19 protein-coding genes, 1 tRNA gene and 1 pseudogene are annotated in these 17,784 nt (G+C 60.3%); 14 read left to right on the forward strand and 7 right to left on the reverse strand.

The features are described from left to right. The first annotated feature begins 48 nt into the window (after window positions 1-48). Window positions 49-138, forward strand: a tRNA-Ser gene (locus tag AD662_RS07600). Window positions 139-345: 207 nt separating this feature from the next. Here AD662_RS07600 and AD662_RS07605 read toward each other — a convergent pair. Then, on the reverse strand, window positions 346-612 hold the full coding sequence (locus AD662_RS07605) for a hypothetical protein (RefSeq protein WP_053178434.1): 267 nt from the start codon (window positions 610-612) through the stop codon (window positions 346-348). A 343-nt stretch (window positions 613-955) separates the two neighbouring features. On the opposite strand from AD662_RS07605, the pseudogene AD662_RS30080 reads away from it, so the two are divergent. The 3 genes and pseudogenes from AD662_RS30080 to AD662_RS07615 all read left to right on the forward strand — a co-directional run. Continuing rightward, a pseudogene (locus tag AD662_RS30080) lies at window positions 956-1,732 on the forward strand (MCP four helix bundle domain-containing protein); the annotation flags it as partial. 78 nt (window positions 1,733-1,810) lie between these two features. Continuing rightward, the gene (locus tag AD662_RS30085; RefSeq protein ID WP_373419643.1) at window positions 1,811-2,590 is read left to right on the forward strand and encodes a methyl-accepting chemotaxis protein; all 780 of its coding nucleotides are present in this window, start codon (window positions 1,811-1,813) and stop codon (window positions 2,588-2,590) included. Window positions 2,591-2,603: 13 nt separating this feature from the next. After that, entirely contained in the window at window positions 2,604-3,350 is a 747-nt protein-coding gene (locus AD662_RS07615; protein WP_053186412.1) for a phytanoyl-CoA dioxygenase family protein, read from the forward strand. Window positions 3,351-3,361: 11 nt separating this feature from the next. On the opposite strand, the gene AD662_RS07620 is transcribed toward AD662_RS07615, so the two are convergent. From AD662_RS07620 to AD662_RS07630, 3 genes are all read right to left on the reverse strand, one after another. Continuing rightward, entirely contained in the window at window positions 3,362-3,730 is a 369-nt protein-coding gene (locus AD662_RS07620; protein ID WP_053178436.1) for a cupin domain-containing protein, read from the reverse strand. A gap of 102 nt (window positions 3,731-3,832) precedes the next feature. After that, a complete protein-coding gene (locus AD662_RS07625; protein ID WP_053178437.1) occupies window positions 3,833-4,639 on the reverse strand; it encodes an AraC family transcriptional regulator in 807 nt (268 codons plus the stop codon). A 237-nt stretch (window positions 4,640-4,876) separates the two neighbouring features. Beyond that, a complete protein-coding gene (locus AD662_RS07630; protein ID WP_014337049.1) occupies window positions 4,877-5,068 on the reverse strand; it encodes a YegP family protein in 192 nt (63 codons plus the stop codon). Between the two features lie 219 nt (window positions 5,069-5,287). Here AD662_RS07630 and AD662_RS07635 point away from each other — a divergent pair, with 219 nt between their 5' ends. Next, window positions 5,288-6,211 carry a LysR family transcriptional regulator gene (locus tag AD662_RS07635; protein WP_018606821.1) on the forward strand — a complete coding sequence of 308 codons (924 nt, stop codon included), beginning with the start codon at window positions 5,288-5,290 and terminating at the stop codon, window positions 6,209-6,211. 103 nt (window positions 6,212-6,314) lie between these two features. Continuing rightward, window positions 6,315-6,680: a 5-carboxymethyl-2-hydroxymuconate Delta-isomerase gene (locus AD662_RS07640; protein WP_018606819.1), complete on the forward strand. Its 366-nt coding sequence runs from the start codon at window positions 6,315-6,317 to the stop codon at window positions 6,678-6,680. A 3-nt stretch (window positions 6,681-6,683) separates the two neighbouring features. Here the strand turns inward: AD662_RS07640 and AD662_RS07645 are convergent, their stop codons facing one another. Beyond that, window positions 6,684-7,616 carry a LysR family transcriptional regulator gene (locus AD662_RS07645; protein ID WP_053178438.1) on the reverse strand — a complete coding sequence of 311 codons (933 nt, stop codon included), beginning with the start codon at window positions 7,614-7,616 and terminating at the stop codon, window positions 6,684-6,686. A gap of 536 nt (window positions 7,617-8,152) precedes the next feature. On the opposite strand from AD662_RS07645, the gene AD662_RS07650 reads away from it, so the two are divergent. The 6 genes from AD662_RS07650 to AD662_RS07675 all read left to right on the forward strand — a co-directional run bounded on the left by AD662_RS07650 (window position 8,153) and on the right by AD662_RS07675 (window position 14,650). Continuing rightward, entirely contained in the window at window positions 8,153-9,520 is a 1,368-nt protein-coding gene (locus AD662_RS07650; RefSeq protein ID WP_162493991.1) for a glutamine synthetase family protein, read from the forward strand. A 166-nt stretch (window positions 9,521-9,686) separates the two neighbouring features. After that, on the forward strand, window positions 9,687-11,336 hold the full coding sequence (locus AD662_RS07655) for a phosphoethanolamine transferase (protein WP_053186417.1): 1,650 nt from the start codon (window positions 9,687-9,689) through the stop codon (window positions 11,334-11,336). Between the two features lie 68 nt (window positions 11,337-11,404). Beyond that, complete coding sequence (locus AD662_RS07660) at window positions 11,405-12,046, forward strand: class I SAM-dependent methyltransferase (RefSeq protein WP_053186421.1); 642 nt, start codon at window positions 11,405-11,407, stop codon at window positions 12,044-12,046. 121 nt (window positions 12,047-12,167) lie between these two features. Beyond that, window positions 12,168-13,301 carry a ribonuclease D gene (gene rnd / locus AD662_RS07665; RefSeq protein WP_014337056.1) on the forward strand — a complete coding sequence of 378 codons (1,134 nt, stop codon included), beginning with the start codon at window positions 12,168-12,170 and terminating at the stop codon, window positions 13,299-13,301. Beyond that, window positions 13,298-13,591: a YcgL domain-containing protein gene (locus AD662_RS07670; protein ID WP_014337057.1), complete on the forward strand. Its 294-nt coding sequence runs from the start codon at window positions 13,298-13,300 to the stop codon at window positions 13,589-13,591. The genes rnd and AD662_RS07670 overlap by 4 nt, the downstream gene beginning before the upstream one ends. A 126-nt stretch (window positions 13,592-13,717) precedes the next feature. Further along, the gene (locus AD662_RS07675) at window positions 13,718-14,650 is read left to right on the forward strand and encodes a D-2-hydroxyacid dehydrogenase (RefSeq protein WP_018607520.1); all 933 of its coding nucleotides are present in this window, start codon (window positions 13,718-13,720) and stop codon (window positions 14,648-14,650) included. Between the two features lie 129 nt (window positions 14,651-14,779). Here the strand turns inward: AD662_RS07675 and AD662_RS07680 are convergent, their stop codons facing one another. Then, window positions 14,780-15,373 carry a nitroreductase family protein gene (locus AD662_RS07680; protein ID WP_053186423.1) on the reverse strand — a complete coding sequence of 198 codons (594 nt, stop codon included), beginning with the start codon at window positions 15,371-15,373 and terminating at the stop codon, window positions 14,780-14,782. 160 nt (window positions 15,374-15,533) lie between these two features. Between AD662_RS07680 and AD662_RS07685 the strand changes: the two genes are divergently transcribed. Both AD662_RS07685 and AD662_RS07690 read left to right on the forward strand, forming a co-directional pair. Next, window positions 15,534-15,983, forward strand: a complete 450-nt coding sequence (locus tag AD662_RS07685; protein ID WP_018607524.1) for a YcgN family cysteine cluster protein — start codon at window positions 15,534-15,536, stop codon at window positions 15,981-15,983. 32 nt (window positions 15,984-16,015) lie between these two features. Continuing rightward, on the forward strand, window positions 16,016-17,245 hold the full coding sequence (locus tag AD662_RS07690) for a hypothetical protein (protein WP_053186425.1): 1,230 nt from the start codon (window positions 16,016-16,018) through the stop codon (window positions 17,243-17,245). Window positions 17,246-17,343: 98 nt separating this feature from the next. Here AD662_RS07690 and AD662_RS07695 read toward each other — a convergent pair whose 3' ends face one another. Further along, complete coding sequence (locus AD662_RS07695; RefSeq protein ID WP_018607528.1) at window positions 17,344-17,721, reverse strand: YgaP family membrane protein; 378 nt, start codon at window positions 17,719-17,721, stop codon at window positions 17,344-17,346. Window positions 17,722-17,784 lie beyond the last annotated feature (63 nt).

Below are 17,784 nucleotides of genomic sequence, written 5' to 3' on the forward strand. Positions count from 1 at the left end.
GCTCGGGGGTTCGCTTCCGGCGAATGTGCTGGTATGATGCGCGCCACTGGAGAGATGCCGGAGTGGCCGAACGGGACGGATTCGAAATCCGTTGTACTGGCGACAGTACCTAGGGTTCAAATCCCTATCTCTCCGCCATTATTGTGTATGACTAAGCCCCTGAAATGGTTGAACATTTCAGGGGCTTTTTCGTTTTCGTCATCTGTCAGTCTGGCGTAAATCCTGTGGGAGCAAAGCTTGCTCGCGATTGAGGTAAGCCAGCTAACAACGATATTGGCGACTCTACCGCTATCGCGAGCAAGCTTTGCTCCCACAGACTTTATCTCTAGCTGACAAGTATTATCCCTAGGCAGGTTCCGCATCCAAGCGTCGGGCTATGACATCGAGCACGTCGCAACCATCCCTCAACGGAATGCAGCACAGCTGTGCAAAGTCCTGAAGGACCACTGAGTCGCTGGGAATGTCCCCTCGCATGGCGAGGTTCTCTAAAAGCTGGGTAACCGCGCGAATTCTATAGCCTGCCGTGTCGAGCAGGGTGTGCAAAGGCGCTGAGGTATCGACAAAGAGGGGTTGATCGTCGGCATTGCTGGTAAGAGCCATGTATCTATTCATTCCAAACTCCATTTGATTGAGGACCTTCTTACCATTTGTCATCGAGTCGCCAAACCCAAGCCGCTCTTACGAACGACGTTTGGACTATAGGGCCTCGCTGGAGAAATCATCAATCAGATGATGAGTCAGAAAATTCTCTAAATTATGTGGGCGGGAAATGTCAGAAAATTCCCCGCAGCTATTGCCTCCCCCCGCCTTTTTTATCCCGCCCAACCCACTCCGCGACCTGCATAACCCCGGTGCCTTCCAGACCCAAAGCTTTGTAACAATTAGACTAATGGTCTATAGCTCAAGGCATGGCTGCCGATAGGTAAGCTAATCCCCATGAAAGGAGTGACACCCCATGCTGCGGTTTTTTGCCGATCTGGGCTTTCGCTGGAAAATCACCCTTCCGATCGCATTCCTGGCTGTGTTGCTGGGGCTGATGGGGTGGGCGGGTATGCGCGGTATCGGTCAGGTGACTGAATCGAGCACGCAATTGACCAAACGTTATCTGCCGGCGATCAGCCTGTTGCTCAACGCCGACCGTGATCTTTATCAGGCTTTCGTTGCCGAGCGCAGCCTGCTGGATGGTCATGCAAACGAGCATTTGAAAGCGCTGAGCACCAGTCATGGTGAGAATGCGAAGCAGGCTTATGACCGCGTGCAGAAATATGCGGCGATGCAGCCCGGTGCCGAGGCGCAGGCGTTGGTCAGTCAGTTCAATGACAGCTTCGGGAAATGGATGCAGGTTTCCCGGCGCGTCCTCGAACTGTCTGTAGGCGACCCGCAGGGCGCCAGCGCCCTGAGTTTTGGTGACAGCGAGCGCCTGTTCGAAACCATGCGCGACTCAATCGACAAGCTGGGTGAGCTGGAAGACGCGGCGTCGAATCGCGAAGGTGACGCAGCGATTGAAAAGGGTGAGACGGTCGGCGTGCATCAAGGCGCGATTCTGCTGATCGGCTTGCTCGGTTGCATCCTTGTGCTTGTTGCTCTGCCACTTGTGGTGTTGAGCCCTATGCGTCGTTTGCTGCACCGCGTCGAGCAGATTGCCGAGGGTGGCGGCGATCTGAAAGGCCGTCTGGAGGTGCGTTCGGCCGATGAGCTGGGCCAGCTCGGCAGTGCTTTCAACCGTTTCCTCGACAAGTTGCAGCCCCTGATCGCCGAAGTTGGACGGGTGACCGGGGAGGTCGATTCCGCAGCGCGTGCCATGGCCGATATGGCCGCGACGAATGACCGGTTGATCAGCAGCGAACATGCGGCGCTCGATCAGGTCAGTACCGCCGCCACCCAGATGAGTGCAGCGGTGCATGAAGTGGCGCATAACGCGGCGAACGCCTCGGGGGCCGCGCAACAGGCGAGCAGTCAGTCTCGCGACGGCGCCGAGGTGGTCAGCAGCACCATCGAGTCGATTCGCCAGTTGGCCCAGGAAGTGGAAAGCGCCTCGGGCACGATCGAGGCATTGGCCCAGGAAACTTCCAGTATTGGCGCCGTGCTCGAGGTGATCCGTGGCATTGCCGAACAGACCAACCTGTTGGCGCTGAACGCTGCCATCGAAGCCGCGCGGGCCGGTGAGCAGGGCCGTGGTTTTGCCGTGGTGGCCGATGAAGTGAGGGCACTCGCGGCGCGCACACAGGATTCGACCAAGGACATCCAGGTTCGCATCGAGCGGTTGCAGAGCGGTGTCGCCAAGGCTGTACAAGCCATGCATGTGGGCAGCAGCAAGGCCCGGGACAGTGTCGAACGAGCCGCGGGCGTCGATCAGGTGCTCAGCGGTACCGGCGGTTCGATCCAGCGGATCAACGACATGGCCGCGCAAATCGCCAGTGCTTGCGAGGAACAGAGCAGCGTCACTGAGGAAATAGCCCGCAATATTTCTGACATCCGTGATCTGTCCAACGAGGCGGCATCCAATTCTGCCCAGAGCATGCAGGCCAGCCAACAGCTTTCCAGCCTGTCGAGAAACCTGGCAGAACTGACCGGCCGCTTCCGCACCTGAAGCAGGTGGTGTCGTGTCTACTGACGACCATTTGCAAGCCCTGCATCAGGACGGTTTCGTCCTGATGCCCGGTGTGTTGGATGCCCGGCAGATCGCCGACCTGCGCCATGCCATCGACCAGTTGAAGCCCCGGCATTGGGACTACAGCGGCGTCATCGATCATTACAAATGTGTGTTCAATCGCGGTCCATTCTGGCTGCCGTTCCTGGAGGTGGCCGGGGTGATCGAGCTGGCCGAGGCGGCCCTGGGCGATGATTGCCATGTCATTGGCCAAACGGCCTGGCGCTGCCATCCCGGTTTCGCAGGGGCACCGTTGCACCTGGATTACCTGGCGATGGCATTGCCGCCAACGCTGTTGGACGACCCGGCTTTCGACCTGCCCATGCAGGTGTTTACCGCGCAGTTCTACCTGGATGACATCGACGCCGACTTGAGCCCGACGCAGGTGATTCCTGGCAGCCACAAGGCCGGCCGCGCGCCAGTGAAGGGCGAAACACAATGGCAAGGGCGCCCCGCGCAGCCGGTGCTGTGCCAGGCCGGCGATGTGCTGATCTTGCGCAGTGAGTTATGGCACGCCGGCAACGACAACCGCACCGTCGACCGTACGCGGTACATGCTCCAGGTGCACTACGGCCGGCGGATGGTCGCGCAGAAGTTCTCACCCTATCTGCACTGGCAGTTCAACCCTGCTGTCCTGGCGGCCGCGACACCTCGTCAGCGGCGGTTGTTGGGCGATCACCAGGAAGCTGAATACGATTGAGCCTGGCTCAGTCAGATCCACACATCATTCACCGCCGTTCGCTCATTGGTTTGTTCGCCGGTATTGAGGACGCCACGTGGTTCGATCAGCAGCAGTTTCACTTCGTGTGCGGCGCTGGGCTTGTGCTCGACACCTTTTTTGACCACGTACATTTCGCCCGGCCCTATGGTCACCGCACCGTCGGGAAAGTCGATACGCAACTCGCCCTCCAGCACGATGAAGGTTTCATCGGTGTCGGCGTGGGTGTGCCAGATGAATTCGCCTTCGAGCCGGACGATCTTGAATTGGTAGTCATTCATTTCGGCCACGACTTTCGGTGCCCATTGTTCGTGGAACAGTGCGTATTTCTGAGCGAAGTTGATGGGGGCGTAGTGGGTCATCGAGGCATGCTCCTCAGGTGGGTGGTGAGCTGTACCTTACTGTCGGAGCCTGGGTGCGTATTGGATGATCGTGCAGCTTTTTGCCGTGCGCAGCCTCTGCCTTCAGCGCAGCATTTTCAGCCAGCGTGCCGGTGAAATACCGAAGGCCTGGGTGTGCAGTCGGGTCATGTGGCTCTGATCGAAAAAACCACAGGCCAGGGCTACTTCGCTCAACGGCATGCCATGCAATACCAGGCGCCGGGCTTCGTTCAAGCGGCGCTGGGTGATGTAGCGATAGGGGCTGGTGCCGTAAAGTGCCCGGAAATCCCGGGACAGGCTCCATCGGTCCCTGCCGCTGGCCTGCACCAGGTCGTCCAGTGTGATCGCCTTGTGGAGGGCATCATGGATGAACAGGCGGGCACGCTCCGCCGCCGGGTAGTCGATCAGCCGCCGTCCACGCCGGCTGCCGGCTGCGATGTCGAGTGCCTGGGCCACATCGTAGATGGCGTCCTCTTCCTCCAGCGGATCGAGGGGATGATCCAGGCCTTTCAGGAGCCGACGGGTGGCGATGTTGAGGCGCGGGTCGCTGGATAATCCTCCTTCGATGAAGGGCAATGGCTTGCCGCCCAGCACTTGCTGGATCAACGACGGTTCTATGTAGAGCATCCGGTAGCGAAAACCCTCGCTCGTCCCGGCTTCGCCGTCGTGCACCTCGTCCGGGTGCAGGACGACGGTGCCGCCGGGCTGGCTGTGGCGTTTGCTGTGGCGATAGTTGAAGCTCTGCACGCCGGAAAGTGTGATTCCGATGGCGTAGGTGTCGTGGCGATGGGTGGTGTAGCCATGCCCGCTGAAATAGGCCTCGATGCGTTCCATTTTCCTCGATTCGGGCGCCCGTACCAGCCAGTCGCGATTATGGATTGATCGAGTCATTGCACCAGCCTCCTGCTTTTGTCCGCATACCCTACCTGCCGGATGACCTTCGTCACAGCAAAAAAGCTGAACCTGTGCTGGAGATTGCTCCCGCAAGGCTGCGCCCATAGACGCTGTGTAGGAGCTGTCGAGTGCAACGAGGCTGCGATCTTTTCCCAGACACTTGAATCTCAGGCGAAAGATCAAGATCAAGAGATCGCAGGCTTCGCCAGCTCCTACAGAGCCTACGCGGCGCTGTTAGATCTCCTTCACAGGCGTTTCACCCTGGACATTCTTGATCAGCCCGATGACGTGAAGGCAGTCACTCTTGTTCACATAGGATTCGCCACTGGCGATCGTTTCGTGGTTGCCGGCTCTCAAGCGCCAGCGCCATTGGCCTTTTCCGGTGCTCGGGGTGCCTCGGGTCTGTCGATAGATTTCAAAATACATCGGTTCGCTCCCTGCGATTCATTCAGTCAAGACATGCGTTGGACATGTGGCTGCCAGCCTAGCCAAGTGGGAGGTTTTGGCTACGGGAAATTCGTTTCCAATGGTTATCGAATATTGCGGGCATGAGAACACGCGATCGGGAAGTGAGCCCTTTTGCGCATAGACGCGCAACCCTTGGCGTTTCTACACTGCAGCCAATCAAGGGATCGAGGGCAGTGAATGAACCGCAACGAATTGCGCAAGGCCGACATCAACCTGATGGTGGTTTTCGAAACGCTGATGCTTGAGCGTAACGTGACGCGGGTGGCGGAAAAACTGTTCCTGGGCCAACCGACCATCAGTTCGGCTCTCAATCGGTTGCGCAAGATGTTCAACGACCCGCTGTTCATTCGCGTCGGCCACCGCATGGAGCCGACGGCCCGGGCCGAGGAAATCATCCGGCACCTATCACCGGCGCTCGATTCGCTGTCGGTGGCTTTGAGCCTGACCCACGATTTCGACCCCACCAGCAGTACCATGACGTTTCGTATCGGCCTGTCGGACGACGTCGAGTTCGGCCTGCTGCCGCCCCTGTTGAGCAGCCTGCGGCAAGAGGCGCCGCACATCGTGTTCGTGGTCCAGCACGTCGATTACTGGCGCATCCCCGATCTGCTGGCATCGGGCGACATCACCGTGGGCATCAGCCAGACGCGCGGTCTGCCGGCCAACGCCAAGCGCAAATTGTTGCGACACATCCAGCCCCGCGTGTTGCGCGCCGATGCATCGGACACACCACTGACCCTGGACGAGTACTGCGCCCGGCCTCATGTGCTGGTGTCCCATACCGCGAACGTCGCCGGGTTTGCCGATGAATGGCTGGCCGAGATCGGACGCACGCGCCAGGTCGTGCTGTCGGTGCCGCAATACAGCGCATTGCCGGCGTTGTTGGCCGGCACTGACCTGATCGCCAGCCTGCCGGACTATACCGCCGTCGCCATGGCCGCCTCGGGCCAACTGTTCAACGAACCCTTTCCTTTCAAGACCCCGACCCTGGATTTGTCCATGGTCTGGCTGAGCCATGTCGACAGTGACCCGGCCGAACGCTGGTTGCGATCGCGGCTGGAGGCGTTCATGGGCGAGCACGTTGTCTCGGCGCAACCTTGAGCCCGTGAAACGACGAAACAAAACCTGCCCCAAAGAATAAAGTCGAGGTAAGGTTGTGGCGGCTGAAACCACCTCGTCATATTTTCGAATCGGAGTCGAACACATGCCTCACCTGCACATGGAGTACACCGCCAACCTGCCCGAGCTGAAGGCCGATGTCGCACTGTTGCGCCTGAACAATGCGCTGGTGGCCTCCGGTCAATTCGCCGCCGAGCTGGACATCAAGAGCCGTGCCGTGAAGCTCGAGACTTTCCGGGTGGGCACGGGGCTGGGCGAACGGGGCTTCGTGCACGTGAAGCTGGCCTTGCTGAGCGGCCGCTCGCCGGAAATCAAGAAACAACTGGCCGATAACCTGCTGGCCGTGATCCAGGAACTGGGGCCATGGCCGGCCGACGTTAGCGTGCAACTGTGCGTGGAAATCCTCGACATCGATCGAGGCCCGTATGCCAAGGCCTTGATCGGTCAATGACGATCAGGTGTCGCGGACGGTGCAGGCCTTGATGATCTGTTCGCGTAGCCAGGCGTTGGCACTGTCCTGATCGACGGCCAGGCTCCACTGCATGTTCAAGGTAAACCCCGGCAGGCCCTGGGGCACTTCGTGGTGATTGAAAATCGCCTCGTTGGCCAGCAGTTTCTGGATGCGGCGGGGCAGGGTGAGGATGAAGTCGGTGCCGGTGATCATCTTCAGTGCGGCGCCGTAGCTATTGGCGCGAGCGGCAATCTGGCGTTGATGCGCCTGCTGCGACAGCCAACCGTCCACCATGTTGGTCGCTGACGTCCAAGGCGTCGGAAACACGTGTCGGCGCCGTACGAAAGACTGAAGGCTCAGTTGCGGCTCAAGTGGCGTTGCCCGTTTATCCACGACACAAACCAGGTCCTCCTCCAGCAACTGCCGGGATTTGAAATCGGCATGGTTGCTGTGGAAGTTCGGGCCGAAGCAGATCACCAGGTCGAGGCTGCCGTCGCGTAATTCTTCGGCGGGAATGTCGGCTTCGAGCTTGTGCACGTTCACCGCCACCGGCAGATTGGCATAATCGAAGCCTCGCAGCAGTGGCGGCAGGATCAGTTGTTCGAAATATTCCGGTGCGCAAATATTGAAGGTAATGGCTTGCCGCGTCGGATCAAAAGTTGGCGTTCCGGCATGGCACAGGTTGATGCTTTGTAAAATGGCGCGCACGTGATCGTACATGCCCTCGGCCTTATAGGTGGGGCGCATGCCGGTGCGGGTGTTGATGAATAGCTCGTCTTCGAAACAGGTTCGCAGTTTCTTGAGGCAATAACTGACGGTTGACTGACTGACGCACAATGCCTCGGACACGCCGGTGACACTGCTTTGCTCGTACACGGCGCTAAACACCATGAGGTCTTGCATGTCGAGCTTTCTGAGGGAGTTACTGTTCAGCATCCGTTCTGTCTCTCGCTGTGCTCCTTGCGCGGATTTTGCGCAAACCAGGCTGACGATCCTAACGGAACGAACGTGCCAAGAGAATGCCAGGCAGGCGCTTTCATGGTCGGGAACGGGACAGATAATGTAGGGAACACGACGTGTCGATCAACGACTGTTTGGTTTATCTATGTTTAGTTCGCTGCGATCCAAGCTCCATCAAATCCAGGTTTAACCTCCCAGGGGGTCGTGGGACGCTTGCCCGATGTGTTTCCTGTGATGCGCTCATGGACGGTTGGCCCCTGGCATTCCAATACCCTTCATCTGCCGCGGTCGATCCGGTCGGCAGGTTCACGCCTGCCATGGCCCCAACCCTCAGTGCGTTGCCCTCCGAGCTGGCCTTTTGGGCGCTCTGGCATTGCCGTCACGCCCGTCCTCCAGATATTCGTATTACCTGTTGATCACTCACGGTGCTCGCGCAATGGCGAGCACAGACTGACGGCGCCTTGTCGCCCGTCCGACATGGAAATACGAGCCTTCTCATGAGCCTTGCCAAGATTTCTTTCGCACCCGTGCAACACGCCGAGGCGTTCCTTGCCCAGAACCCCGATATCGAACTGTTCGAACTGTTCATCCTCGACAATAACGGTGTGCCCCGGGGCAAGTTGTTGCATCGGGACGAGCTGCTGGCGGTCTTCGAAAGTGGTCGGCCACTGCCCAGTACAATTCTCGGGCTGACCGTCAATGGCGATGATGTGGAAAATTCCGGACTGGTGTGGGACGTCGGTGACATCGATTGCCGTGCCTATCCCCTCAGCGGCAGCTTGCAGCGCATGCCGTGGCGATTGATGCCCACGGCCGCCGTGCAGGTCAGCATGCATCCCCAGGAGGGCATGCCGGCGACAATCGCCGATCCGCGTTATTTGCTCAGCCAGGTGATCGAGGCCTTGCAGGCCGACGGTTATTACCCGGTGATGGCGGCGGAGCTGGAGTTCTATCTGCTGGACGCGCAACGCGACAGCCACGGTCGGCCACAGCCGGCGCGGGACGCCGACGGTGGCCGACCGCGTGCCACCCAGGTCTACGGTTTGCGCGAGCTGGAGCAGATCGAGCCGTTCCTGGCCGACTTGTACGCTGCGTGCAAGCTGCAAGGCATTCCGGCCCGGACCGCCATTTCCGAATACGCACCGGGGCAAGTGGAGATCACCCTTGAACACCGCAGCGATGCCTTGCAAGCCATGGATGAAGCGGTGCGCTACAAGCGCCTGGTCAAGGGTGTGGCCCACAAGCACGGCATGCAGGCGTGCTTCATGGCCAAGCCGTTCGATCACTTGGCGGGCTCTGGCATGCACATGCATGTCAGCCTGGCGGACCGCGATGGCCACAACCTGTTTGCCAGTGAAGCCGCCGACGGCACGCCGCTGTTGCGCCAGGCAGTGGGTGGGATGCTCGACACCTTGCTCGATTCGCTGTTGATGTTTTGTCCGAACGCCAACTCCTACCGGCGATTCCAAAGCAACAGCTACGCACCGCTGGCGGCGACCTGGGGCGTGGACAACCGTACCGTGAGCCTGAGGGTGCCCGGCGGTCCGGCGTTCTCGCGCCACATCGAGCATCGTATCTGCGGCGCTGATGCCAACCCTTACCTGGCGGCGGCGGCGATATTGGCCGGCATTCATCGCGGTATCCGTGAACAGTGCGATCCCGGGAAACCTGTCGAAGGCAACGGCTACGCCCAAGCGACCGAGTTGCTGCCCACTGACTGGCTCACCACCCTGCGTGCCCTTGAGGCATCGGCCTGGGCGCGAGAAGCGTTTGGCGATGAGTTTCTTGGCGTTTATCTGGCGGTCAAGCGCGCCGAGTACCGTCAATTCATGGGGGAAGTCGGGGAGCAGGATTGGCGCTGGTATCTGAATCAAGCTTGAAACCGGCTGGCGGCGGGTTTTTTAAATAATTATTTAGTGGCAACTTTTTCACGAAAAATTGATGGTGGGCTACCTAAAGTTTGTGTTGCCGTAGGGAACGATCTTTTCACACGTTTCCTGCGGCCCTTCTTTTTAAAGAGCAACTTTCAGGAAGCCGTCAATCATCATGCTGACTACTAAAGCCGTGCGCCCCGAGTGGGTGACGCTGGCTGCCAGTGCCTTTTTATTAGTGGGCTTCAACATCGTGCTCTGGCAACACTTGCTGGCGATCACCACGGCTGACGCGCAGGGTCTACTGATGTGCGTGGCGTTTGGCCTGATGATTTTCTGCGCGTTCAACCTGGTGCTGACGCTCGTGGCTTTCCGTTCGCTGCTCAAGCCCGTGCTGATGCTGTTGTTCCTGATCAGCGCTGGCGTGGCGTATTTCATGGCTCAATACGGCGTATTGATCGACGCTGGCATGTTGCGCAACTTTGCTGAAACCAATGCTACGGAAGTTCGTGATCTGTTGTCGCTGAAGTTATTTGTTTATATCGGGTTGTTGGGTGCCTTGCCTTGCTGGTTATTGTTCAAGACACCGATCAACTACCGTCGCTGGCCCAAAGAATTATTAAGTAAGTTGTTGGTCGGCGTGGCCTCGGCGGCAGTGATTGGTATGGTCGCCTTGGTCAACTACCAAGGCCTGTCTTCATTGTTTCGCAACCACCACGAGTTGCGCTTGATGGTCGTGCCGAGCAACTACATCGGTGCGTCGCTCGGCTATTTGCGTGAGCAGATCGCGTCGGCCAAGCAGCCGTTTATCACACTGGGCGAGGACGCGAGTCGCAACCCCGCCTGGCAAACCCACGGACGCAAATCCCTGACCGTACTGGTGGTGGGCGAGAGTGCCCGGGCCGAGAACTTCGGCATCCTTGGTTATAACCGCGATACCACGCCGACACTGGACAAAGAGGCCGGCCTGATCGCCTTCACCGACGTGCATTCCTGCGGCACTGAAACCGCCGTGTCGGTGCCCTGCATGTTTTCCAACATGGGGCGCAAGAACTACGACGCCAGCATGGCCAGGAATGAAGAGGGTTTGCTGGATGTGCTCAAGCGCGCCGGGCTGGAGGTGATCTGGCGGGACAACCAGTCCGGCTGCAAGGGCACCTGTGATCGGGTCACGCTGCAGGATGTCAGCAATCTCAAGGATCCGGCCCTGTGTGCCAACAGTGAGTGCCGCGACGAGATCCTGCTCCAGGGGCTGCAGCATTTCATCGACACGCTCGACAAGGACACCGTGCTGGTGCTGCACCAGATGGGCAGCCACGGGCCGGAATATTTCAAGCGCTATCCCAAGGAATACGAGCATTTCACCCCGGTGTGCGAAAGCAACGCGCTGAACAATTGCAGCCGCGAGAGCATCGTCAACGGCTACGACAACACGCTGGTGTACACCGATCATGTGCTGTCGACCCTGATCGATCTGCTGCGGGCCAACCAGGACAAGGTCGACACGGCCATGCTGTATCTGTCGGACCATGGCGAGTCCCTGGGCGAATACAACCTGTTTCTCCATGGCACGCCCTACATGCTCGCCCCGGAGCAACAGAAGCACGTGGCGATGCTGGCCTGGTTTTCCGACAGCTATCAGAAGTCTTTCTCGGTTGACACCCATTGCCTGCAACTGAGCCGGGAAAAGCCCTTGAGCCAGGACAACCTGTTTCACTCGATGCTCGGGCTGCTGGAAGTCAACAGCCACGTCTACAACCGGGACCTGGACCTGTTCGCCAACTGTCGCGGCGCGGTGATTGACGGTGTCCTGGCGCGGGAGTGATGGCGTGGACCTTTTTTTCACGCGAGGTTGTTTAACCTGTCATCCCATCTTTACCAAGAGCCGTTGGTATGTCCGGGCTACCCCCATCCGCCGTCGAGCTTGAGTTCGCCAGGCAGCATGATCAGGAACATGCGCAGGTCTGCTGCCGGCCGGCGCCTCGACGCTTGCGCCTGGCGTTCTGGCGCGACGAGCAAATGGTGCGCAACGCCCTGAAGGTGGCGGGCGAGCCCGGGTTGGTGCTGGATGTGGCCTGTGGGGCGGGGCGGTTCTGGCCGGTGCTGGCCGAGCATGCGAACCGGGTGATCCTGGCGGCGGACCCGTCGCCGGACATGCTCGAACATGCGCTCACCCACCATGGCGGCGCGTGGCTTCAACGGGTCAAGACTTTCCCGAGTTCGGCGTTCACGATCGGGCTGTCGGCGAACGCGGTGGATTGTATTTTCTGTTTGCAACTGTTTCGCCACGTCAGCGCCAGCGAGCATCGCCTGGCGTTGTTGCGTGAGTTCCATCGGGTCAGTCGCGACACGGTGATCGTTTCGGTGCATATCGAAGGACGCCTCAAGATCGGCCAGGCGCCGCAACGAAGCCTGGCCGACAAGGCCGATGTCGAAGCCGAGTTTCTTCAGGCCGGTTTCAGCATACTGTGGTATCAGGATTTCCTGCCCGGTTTTGCGCTGACGCGTGTTTATGTATTACGTAAGACCGGTTAAGTCCTGATGTAGGACTATTCTTGCTTTTTCGTAGGCGATTTCTCTTAGGCTACTGCTCTATGGATGCTCGCAATCGCCGGCGGCGATATATACTGCGCGCCATTCTTCAAGGGAGAGCCGTGTGGCCATCGATATTCACTGGATTCGCGACAACGATAGCCTCGGTCAGTTTTGCGCCGAGTGGCAGCAGTTGCCATTCGTCGCCCTCGACACCGAATTCATGCGGGTCGACACCTTTTACCCTATTGCTGGTTTATTGCAGATCGGCGACGGCAAGCGTGCCTACCTGATCGACCCCTTGACCATCGACAATTGGCAACCCTTGGCCGCACTGCTGGAAAACCCGGCGGTGCTCAAGGTGTTGCACGCCTGCAGCGAAGACCTTGAAGTGCTGTTGCGCCTGACTGGCAGCCTGCCTGCGCCGCTGTTCGATACTCAACTGGCCGCCGCCTACCTGAACCTGGGTTTCTCCATGGGCTATTCGCGGCTGGTGCAGGAAGTGCTGGGTATCGAGTTGCCCAAGGGCGAGACCCGTTCCGACTGGTTGCAACGGCCCCTGTCCGAGACACAGATCAGCTACGCGGCAGAGGATGCCGTGCACCTGGCAGAAGTTTTCGTACTGCTGCGCCCGAAGCTTTCCGATGAAAAATACCGCTGGGTCCTGGAGGACGGCGCCGAACTGGTGGCCAACCTGCGTCGCGAAGTCGACCCGTACGAGGTCTATCGCGAGGCCAAGCTCGCCTGGAAACTGTCCCGCGCCCAATTGGCCGTGCTGCGCGAGCTGTGCGCCTGGCGCGAACACGAGGCGCGGGCCCGTGACCTGCCGCGCAATCGCATCATCCGCGAGCATTCGCTGTGGCCCCTGGCCCGCACCCAGCCGGATAACCTCGGCGCGCTGGCGAAGATCGAAGACATGCACCCGCGCACCGTGCGCCAGGACGGCCAGTTTCTGCTGGACCTGATCCAGCGCGCGGCGAGCGTGCCGCCCGAGCAATGGCCGCCGGCGGTGGCCGAGCCGTTGCCCATCGAGGCCGCGGCCCTGGTCAAGCGTCTGCGGGCGCTGGGGCAGGCAGAAGCCGAGCGCCTGGAAATTGCCCCGGAGCTGATGCTGCGCAAGAAAACCCTCGAAGCGCTGATCAAGAGCGGCTTCCCCGAGGGCCCTTACCAATTGCCTGATTCGCTGCGTGGCTGGCGCCGCGAATTGATGGGCCAGGCGCTGCTCGACAGCCTGGCCACTGTAGGAGAACAGCCTTGAAACGTATCTGCTCCATCTACCGAAGCTCGAAGAAAAACGAGATGTATCTGTATGTGCTCAAGAGCGATGCCTTGGAGCGTGTACCTGAGCCGTTGATGGCCGCCTTTGGCAAGGCGATTCATGCCTTCGACCTGGTGCTGAGCCCCGAGCGGGCGCTGTCCCGGGAAGACATCAACAAAGTGCTGGAAAACCTCGACACCCAGGGCTATCACTTGCAAATGCCGCCGGCCGAAGATGAGTACATCGAGCATTTGCCTGAAGAGTTGCTACGCCGCAACGACCCGATCTGACGATTCCCTGGGCCCCCTGTCCTGGGGGCTCTTGAAACACACTGGAATAGTTTATTGGCGATGACCGCCTGGATGGAGCGACACTCTGTCGGCGGTTGTCCGCACTGTTTTTGAAAGGTTTGATTCATGCGCGTTCTGATTGCCGAACACGACCACCCGGTGTACGCCCAGCTTTTGCGTCAGGCGGCACCCGATATTGAAGTGCTGACCAGCGGCGACTCAGCCGAACTGTCGCGCCTGGCCACCGATTGCCCGGTCTGGCTCGGTCAGCCTGATCTGCTGGCCACCCTGTTGCGTCAAGGCCATAGACCCAGCTGGCTGCAATCGACTTGGGCGGGCATCACGCCGTTGCTGGCCGAGGGCTTGACGCGCAATTACCGTCTGACCCGTGCGGTGGGCATTTTCGGCCAGGTGATGGCTGAATACGTGCTGACCTACATGCTCGGCCATGAGCGTGAGGTGCTGGCACGCTTGGTCAGCCAGGTCGAGCGCAAGTGGGACAACCGCCAGGGGCAAGGCCTGGCCGGGCGCAAGGTGTTGATCGTCGGGACCGGTGACATTGGCCAGCGTGTGGCGCAGTTCCTCGTGCCATTTGGTGTGCAGCTGTATGGCGTGGCCCGCGAGGCGCGGGCATTGGCGCCGTTCCTCGAGGTCGGGGCGCTGAAGGATCTGCCGCGCCTGGTGGGCGAGGCGGATTACGTGATCAATTTGCTGCCCAACACCCCCGATACCCATGATGTGTACGACGCGGCGCTGTTCAAGCAATTCAAGCCGACCGGGTTGTTCATCAACGTCGGTCGCGGCGTAGCGGTGGTGGATGCGGACCTGGTGCAGGCCCTGAAGGACGGGCACCTGGCCGGTGCGGTGATCGACGTCTGCCGCCAGGAGCCGCTGCCGCAGCGCCACCCCTTCTGGACCGCCTGGGGCCTGCTGCTGACCGGCCACAGCTCGGCACCGACCTCGCCACCGATGATGGTGCAGCTGTTCCTGGAAAACCTGCGGGCCTACCAGGCGGGCGAAGCACTGCGCGGGGAAGTGGACTTCACCCGGGGCTACTGAAGCTAACCCCTATCGAACTGTGGGAGCGGGCTTGCTCGCGAAGGCGGCGTTTCAGCCAACATAATCGTTAACTGACACACCGCTTTCGCGAGCAAGCCCGCTCCCACAGGGGAATCTTCAGTGGTTGGGTTACAGGGTGAAATCGCCTTCTGCCACCAGTTCGCTCAACGGCCGGCGCGGGCTTGGGGTTTCGCGGGCCTGGAGGTACTCGGCCAGTGTCGATTTGTCCCCCAGCTTGCCAATCGCCACGGCGGCGTGCAGGGCGTAGCCTTCCGGGATCTTCAGTTCCTTGCGGGTCAGTTCCTGGTCGAAACCGGCCATACCGTGGGTATGCCAGCCGCTGAGGCTGGCTTGCAGCGCCAGGTGGCCCCAGGCCGCACCCGTATCGAAGGTGTGGGACTGCGCTGGGGTTTCTTCGGTGGCGCCGGGCACGGCGAAGGTGGTTTTCGAAACAATGATCACCAGTGCCGAGGCGTGTTGGGCCCAACCGCGGTTGAATTCATTGAGCAGACCCAGGAAACGCTCCCAATTCGGCGTGTCGCGGCGCGCATACAGAAAACGCCACGGCTGGGAGTTGTACGCCGACGGCGCCCAGCGTGCAGCTTCGAAGAAGCCCAGCAGGGTTTCTTCGGCAAGGGTCTCGCCGGTAAAGGCACGGGGCGACCAGCGCTCGATGAATTGAGGGTGAATCGCGTAATCGGCAATGCGGGGATTGGCACTCATGGGCTTACCTGGGTGGGGTTTGGAAAGTCAATGAAACAACCTACGTCCCGCCGCCCGGCCTGACAAGTCCCGGCCTACCGACAGTCGCCAATGCTTGGCCTGAAGAGGCCCGGGCACTAGACTGTCGGCCTTTTCACCACCTGATGTTGATGCTTGAGCCATGGCCGCCAAAGTCGAACCGTTCTGGAAACGCAAAACCCTCGATCAGCTCGACCTGCAGGAGTGGGAATCGCTGTGCGATGGCTGTGGCCTGTGCTGCCTGCAAAAGCTCGAAGACGAAGACGACAACAGCGTCTACTACACACGTATCGCCTGCAAACTGCTGGACCTGAAAACCTGCCAGTGCACCGACTATCCCAACCGCCGCGATTTTGTCCCCGATTGCATCCAGCTCACGCCGGGCAAGGCCGATGAGTTCAAGTGGCTGCCGCCGACATGCGGTTATCGGCTGGTCAGCGAGGGTAAGGACTTGCCGTTGTGGCACCACTTGGTCTGCGGTGATCGCGATGCCGTGCACCACGAACGTATTTCCCAGTCCGGGCGCATGCTGGCCGAAGGCAGCGTGCCGGAAGACGATTGGGAAGATCATCTGATTTTCCGCGCCGGCTGAACCGCCGGGCGGCGCACCACCAGGGAGACCCCATGGCTGCAGGATTGAAACGGATGCTGGCGGCGGGGCTGCTGGCGGTGTGCGCGCCGCTGTGGGCGGCGCAGAAAGTCGATCTGGATTATCACGTGCACCTGTTGCCCCAGAGCGATCAGGCCGAGGTGCGCCTGACCCTGGCCCGTGGTTCTGCGGTGCGCAGCCTGGATTTCGACCTCGGCGACGGCAGTCGCTACAGCGATTTCAAGGCCGACGGTCAATGGCAACTCACTCCCGGCAAGGAGGCGCGAGGTGTCTGGCGCCCGGCCGCCGACAAGGCCAGCCTGAGCTACCGCGTACGCATCAGCCATGCGCGCAAGAACGCCACCTTCGAAACCCGCATGACCCCGACATGGGCGTTGCTGCGCGGCGACGACCTGGTGCCGTCGGCCACGCTCGACCAGCAGGACGGCGTCGAACTGGTGGCCCGTCTTGAGGTTGAATTGCCCGACGGCTGGAAAAGCATCGAGACCCCCTGGCCGCGCATCGGCAAGCAACGCTTTCGCATCGACAATCCCTCGCGCCTGTTCGACCGCCCCACGGGCTGGATGCTCGCCGGCAAACTGGGCAGCCGCCGCACACGCCTGGGCGAAACTGAAGTGACGGTGGCCTCGCCCCAGGGCCAGGGCATGCGCCGGATGGATGTGCTGACATTGCTGACGTTCGTCTGGCCGCAGGTGCAAGCGCTGGTGCCGCGTCATCCGGCCAAGTTGCTGATTGTCGGCGCCGGTGACCCGTTGTGGCGTGGCGCCGAGGCCGGTCATGACTCGATCTACCTGCACAGCCGTCCGCCGCTGGTCAGCGAGCGGGGCAGTAGCCCGTTGTTGCGGGAGTTGGTGCAGGCGCTGGCCCGGGTCAATGATCATGATCGCAGCGACTGGATCAGCGAGGGGCTGACCGAGTACTACGCCATCGAACTGCTGCGCCGCGCCGGCGGCCTGAGTGATGAGCGCTATCAGACCTTGAACGACCGGCTCGCCCGCGACAGCAAGGGCATCACCACCTTGCGCGGCGAACAGATCAGCTCGGCGGCGGTGGCCAAGGCGGTGTTGCTGTTGCAGGAGCTGGACCGCGAGATTCGCCTGAAAACCCGTAACAAGCGTTCGCTGGATGATGTGTTGCAGGCGGCGATGCGACTGGAGACAGTGGATACCGAGGAGTTTGTGCAACTCAGTGAAAGTGTCCTGGGTGGGGCTTCTACTGTGCTCGATAGCCGGTTACTTCAGTAATACCGCTATCGCGGGCAAGCCTTGCTCCCACAGGTATTGCATCGTATCTGTGGGAGCAAGGCTTGCCCGCGATGAGGCCATCAGCGGCACTGCAAAAATCAGAGCCCAACTTTGGGCGAATCCAACGAATCATTCCCCGTCACCGTAGCCGTGCCGGTCGCCGCCTCGGCATTGGCTTTCAAGCGGCTCAGTTCGTCACCGGCCTGCTCGATGCGGGCGCGGGCGCTGTTCAGGTTCTGGCGATTCTTTTCCAGCAGGCTCTTGGCCGAACAATGCCCGGTGATCCCCCGTGCCAGCGCCATGCCGCCGATCGCCAGTTGAGCCAGGCCGACCACACCGCCACGGCGCAAACCCTTGCCCATCATCAGCACACCGCCGGCCAGTGAGCCAATGCGTTCCCAACCCTGCACGTTTTGTGGTGGATGGGATTGGAAAGGGGTGGTCTCAATCGGCTCGAACGGATTGTTATCGCTCATGATCTGTCTCCAGTGTGGGGATTGGTATAAAGCTGACTGCCCGAGCGCTTGCCTTGTTCAATC

The organism is Pseudomonas kilonensis, from assembly GCF_001269885.1.
GTDB classification, from domain to species: Bacteria; Pseudomonadota; Gammaproteobacteria; order Pseudomonadales; family Pseudomonadaceae; genus Aquipseudomonas; species Aquipseudomonas kilonensis.

Bases quoted from the DNA above. Each gene is read 5' to 3' on its own strand.
- AD662_RS07675 (WP_018607520.1), top strand. From the start codon at position 13,718: ATGCGCGTTCTGATTGCCGAACACGACCACCCGGTGTACGCCCAGCTT.
- AD662_RS07640 (WP_018606819.1), top strand. From the start codon at position 6,315: ATGCCTCACCTGCACATGGAGTACACCGCCAACCTGCCCGAGCTGAAG.
- AD662_RS07685 (WP_018607524.1), top strand. From the start codon at position 15,534: ATGGCCGCCAAAGTCGAACCGTTCTGGAAACGCAAAACCCTCGATCAG.
- AD662_RS07645 (WP_053178438.1), bottom strand. From the start codon at position 7,616: ATGCTGAACAGTAACTCCCTCAGAAAGCTCGACATGCAAGACCTCATG.
- AD662_RS07690 (WP_053186425.1), top strand. From the start codon at position 16,016: ATGGCTGCAGGATTGAAACGGATGCTGGCGGCGGGGCTGCTGGCGGTG.
- AD662_RS07680 (WP_053186423.1), bottom strand. From the start codon at position 15,373: ATGAGTGCCAATCCCCGCATTGCCGATTACGCGATTCACCCTCAATTC.
- AD662_RS07630 (WP_014337049.1), bottom strand. From the start codon at position 5,068: ATGTATTTTGAAATCTATCGACAGACCCGAGGCACCCCGAGCACCGGA.
- AD662_RS07605 (WP_053178434.1), bottom strand. From the start codon at position 612: ATGAATAGATACATGGCTCTTACCAGCAATGCCGACGATCAACCCCTC.
- AD662_RS07635 (WP_018606821.1), top strand. From the start codon at position 5,288: ATGAACCGCAACGAATTGCGCAAGGCCGACATCAACCTGATGGTGGTT.
- AD662_RS07660 (WP_053186421.1), top strand. From the start codon at position 11,405: ATGTCCGGGCTACCCCCATCCGCCGTCGAGCTTGAGTTCGCCAGGCAG.
- AD662_RS07620 (WP_053178436.1), bottom strand. From the start codon at position 3,730: ATGACCCACTACGCCCCCATCAACTTCGCTCAGAAATACGCACTGTTC.
- AD662_RS07655 (WP_053186417.1), top strand. From the start codon at position 9,687: ATGCTGACTACTAAAGCCGTGCGCCCCGAGTGGGTGACGCTGGCTGCC.
- AD662_RS07695 (WP_018607528.1), bottom strand. From the start codon at position 17,721: ATGAGCGATAACAATCCGTTCGAGCCGATTGAGACCACCCCTTTCCAA.
- AD662_RS07625 (WP_053178437.1), bottom strand. From the start codon at position 4,639: ATGACTCGATCAATCCATAATCGCGACTGGCTGGTACGGGCGCCCGAA.
- AD662_RS30085 (WP_373419643.1), top strand. From the start codon at position 1,811: ATGGCCGCGACGAATGACCGGTTGATCAGCAGCGAACATGCGGCGCTC.